The 4,266-nt window shown below is 39.6% G+C and carries 3 protein-coding genes; 1 reads left to right on the top strand and 2 read right to left on the bottom strand.

The window, feature by feature from the left end; genetic code table 11:
• The first annotated feature begins 263 nt into the window (after window positions 1–263).
• Window positions 264–2,054: a MutS family DNA mismatch repair protein gene (locus H7254_RS04325; protein ID WP_301931818.1), complete on the top strand. Its 1,791-nt coding sequence runs from the start codon at window positions 264–266 to the stop codon at window positions 2,052–2,054.
• A gap of 80 nt (window positions 2,055–2,134) precedes the next feature.
• On the opposite strand, the gene H7254_RS04320 is transcribed toward H7254_RS04325, so the two are convergent.
• Together H7254_RS04320 and H7254_RS04315 are read right to left on the bottom strand one after the other, a co-directional pair.
• Window positions 2,135–3,727: a carboxylesterase/lipase family protein gene (locus H7254_RS04320; RefSeq protein WP_301931817.1), complete on the bottom strand. Its 1,593-nt coding sequence runs from the start codon at window positions 3,725–3,727 to the stop codon at window positions 2,135–2,137.
• Between the two features lie 98 nt (window positions 3,728–3,825).
• On the bottom strand, window positions 3,826–4,266 hold a 441-nt coding region (locus tag H7254_RS04315), incomplete at its 5' end, for a hypothetical protein (protein WP_301931816.1).

Genomic DNA, 4,266 nt, shown 5'->3' with positions numbered 1-4,266 from the left:
TGCTAATCTAATAGATTAAGCAGCCATGGCATACTGAGTATTGCCATTTGAAGTTTTGGGTATTCAGATTTAAGTGCTAATTATCCAACGCACTACATGCTTACACTTACAAAGATCTATGCTGTCAAAACCGGTCAGCCCCGGTATTAATTAATAATTAAAAATTAGTAATTAATAATTATTGCAAATTTACTAAAAGTATTTTATTGTGCTTATAAAACTCTTGTCAATACATTTGTAATTCTATTTTATAAAAAGTATCCATGCTTCCACAAAATTTTTACGAAAATAAAATAACTGATTTACAAAAACAATTGCAACAACTGCTGCAAAAAAAAAGTTTATTTGGATGGTTGCGTTTTGCCGTAGTAGTGGTATTGGTTGCCGCCATATATATTTTACTACCATCCGGCTTATTATATGTTGCTGCAGCAGCCATTATTTTAATGATTTTTTTTACCCGGTTATTGTTGATCGACCTCCGCAATAAAGCCAACATAGAAAAAACCCGCTATCTCATCAACATCAATAAAGATGAATTAAAAGCGCTGGCTCATGATTATTATCATTTTGAAGATGGCCTGGCGCATAGCCCCAAAGAACACCTGTACTCCAACGACCTTGATATTTTTGGCAGGGCTTCCCTGTTTCAATACATCAACCGAACCGCCAGTGAAATGGGTAGTGCATTGCTTGCTGACTGGTTGTTACATCCTGCAGACACTGCTATTTTGCAACAAAGACAAACTGCAATAAAGGAGCTCGCCATTGAAACAGAATGGCGGCAACAATTACAGGCCCTGGGCAAACAAAAAAAAATACAAACTGCTACACAACAAAGATTACAAAACTGGTTAAACGAACCTAAAGGGTTTTCATCTGCAAAGTACTGGGCATGGTTGCGCTTTGTTTTACCTGGCATATTGTTAACCATCCTTGCCCTGAATATTGCTGGTATTGTACCTTATCAAATCAGAAACATGGCGCTGTTGGTGTTTGCCATCATCGCATATTTTATTGCTAAAAAAGTGGCGCCCATACATCAATATTTATCTAAAATTGTAAGCGAACTGGAGGTAATGGCAGGTAGTATTGAACTGATAGAAAAACTGCATTGTACAACCGAATTACTTACTGGAATGCAGAAACAGTTTTTACAAAAAAATTATGCTTCATCCTCCGCTTTAAAAGAATTAAAGGGCATTGTAGAAAAGCTTGATCTCAGACTTAACCCTGTAGTATTTATTCCGCTGGACGTTTTGCTGCAGTGGGATCTGCAACAGGTGCTGGCACTTGATAAATGGAAAAAAAAATATCACCAGCATGCCCTGCAGTGGTTTAATATGCTGGCGCAGTTTGAAGCCCTCAGCAGCTTGGCTACATTATCATTTAACCATCCGGAATGGTACTTTCCTGTTTTTAAAGAGTCTCATTTTTTTATGCAAGGCAAGCAAATTGGCCATCCGTTGATCAACGTTTCAAAACGGGTAAACAATGATATCCTCATAAACGAAAGTGGAGAGATTATGCTTATTACCGGCAGTAATATGGCAGGCAAAAGTACTTACCTGCGCAGCATCGGTATTAACGTGGTATTGGCAATGGCAGGAGCTCCAGTATGTGCCGAAAGTTTTACACTTTCGCCTGTACAAATCATTAGCAGCATGCGCATCTCAGACAACCTGGAAGAAAGCACCTCAACTTTTTATGCTGAATTAAAAAAGTTAAAAACGGTGATTGACCTGGTAAATGAAGGTGCCAAAGTTTTTATTTTATTAGATGAAATATTACGGGGTACCAATTCCCTCGATCGCCATACCGGTTCGGTAGCATTGCTGAAACAACTGATCAAAAAGCATGCTGCAGGTATTATTGCCACGCATGATGTAGAGCTGGCTCAATTAAAAGAAACTTTCCCCCGCAATATTTTAAATTATCACTTTGATGCGCAGGTTAGCAATAATGAATTGTATTTTGATTACAAATTAAAAACCGGCGTTTGTGAAAGTTTAAATGCCTCTATCCTGATGAAAAAAATTGGCATTGAGCTTTAATTCCGGATAGGGAATGTTGAATATTGGCTGGTGTAAACAAATCGCAACAATCCGACATTCCGTACCTGAAATACGACGTCCTAATAGTCTCTCACACCATTCCAGGCTGCCAATACTTTTTCGTGTGGATTAGTTTGTAATTGCCAGCTTGTATTGATGAGCATTGTATTGCGTTCACGAGTTGTATAAGTATTCCAGCCAGGATTTCCTGTTGCTGCAAACTTCACCCAAGCGTCCTGCATTTTATCGGCTAATTCCTGCGGTCCACCCAGCGGTCCAAGCATTCCTCTTTCGCCTTTTGATTGCAGGTTATTAAAAACAAACGGCATTTCCAGTCCATGATAAGCACCGTAAATACCTCCCTTAACCGATGAAGGCCAGGCAAATTCGTACATAAAAATTTTTGCTCCTGATTGTGCCTGTGCATTGGCAAACCGGATAGACGGCACCTGTGCCTGGTAAGATGTTAGAATGGCAGAGAATAATTCGCCCAGGTTCTTTTTTGGATACTCTTTTTTAAACACGGCAATCAATGCAGCGGGCGCCGGATGTATTGCCTGCACAGCCTTATTTAAAATAAAATTTAATTTTATTTTTTTGAGCAAGCCGGTAGGTATCAAAAAGAAATTCATTTCATCGGTGTTGTAACCAATCAGTAAATCATAGTCAGCAGCTTGTTTATTTCGGATTTCTTTTAAGGGCATATCAGGAATAATATCGCCATCAATAAAAGGAAAAAATATTGCCACACCGCCCGTTGGATCAGGATGTGTATCAGTTTCAAGGTGCAACATCTTAGGCGTTACTTTTGGTTGAGCGGCTAACAATTGCTCCGGGGTAAAATGCATATATGCGTCTCTGCTGTTTTTAATTTTCAATGTTTTCGCGTATTGGCTGGCAATACGATCTGCCTGCTCGCCACTCAAAGCAGCCTGACCCGAACCGCTTTCCATAATACACCGCTTAAACAATCCTTTGGCAGCGGGACTTGTCATCAATACCGCTACACTTATTGCACCAGCTGACTCTCCAAACACGGTTACATTATCTTTATCGCCTCCAAAGGCATCAATATTATCCTGCACCCACTGCAGTGCCGCTATCTGATCTCTAATGCCGATATTGGTTGGTACTCCGGGAATTTTAAGAAAACCTTCAATGCCCAGCCGGTAATTAAATGACACCATTACTACCCCCTTTTTGGCAAAACTTGTTCCGTTAAATAAGGGCACATCACTTGCACCAATAACAAACGCACCACCGTAGATGTACACCATCATCGGCAGTTTTTTATCACCTGTTGAAGCTGTCCATACATTGGCAGTTAAAAAATCTTCCCCCTTTATCCATCCTTTACCCAGAGTGGGTGTATCATCAATGTCGCCTGCCGGAGGCTTGGAAAAAGGTGCTGTAGGGCCTTGCCCGGTAGCATCCCTTATACCTTGCCAGAGAAGATGCGGGGCAGGTGCGGCAAAATAATGTTCGCCCACTGGCGGTGCAGCATAAGGAATACTTTTAAATACAAACACTCCATTTACCTGGCTGCCCTTTACTTTACCCGATTGGGTGGCCACTATTAAACCAGTATCATCTGTTTGTTTTACCTGCGCATCCAGAAACATACAATTAAAAATTAAAGCAACTGCAACAGCAGGAAAATAATATTTTATCATATTTAAAAATTTGATACATAAAAGATCCAACAATAAAAATTGCAGATTAATAATTACGTTTATTCGCTACTGTTATTCAAAGCTGAATATACGATCCGTTACGCAATTACGCCAAATAGTACTTCCTTATTTCGCTGCCAGATAGCTCTGTCTAATAATTGGGTAGAATGATTTCTAAAATTAAAACCTCCTAAATTTAATGCCACACCAAGAATGGTAAATGGCAGTGCTCCGTTTTTATCCTGCTTTTTTAATACGGCACCAGTTACCAGCGCTGCAACAGCCGTTACTGTACACAAGCCACCTAATGCACGCTGTCCTTTTGCTTTTTTATAAAGATCTTTGGTGATGCCGGAACTAAACTCATTTTTGAGTTCTCCAAATGTTAATCGCTTACTTCCTTTTATAAAAAACCTCCCATAGGTTTGGATGGTTTCATTGTTATACACTCTTGCCAGGGAATCCTTGTTTTGAGCATGTGCTAAAATAGTTATACAATTCGCAAGAACTAAGCAGATGAAAAAGCGTAATAATGTTTT

The organism is Ferruginibacter sp. (genome assembly GCF_014377975.1).
Lineage (GTDB): Bacteria > Bacteroidota > Bacteroidia > Chitinophagales > Chitinophagaceae > Ferruginibacter.
The sequence above is the reverse complement of the archived record's forward strand: the minus strand, read 5'-3'. Positions and strand labels throughout refer to the sequence as shown.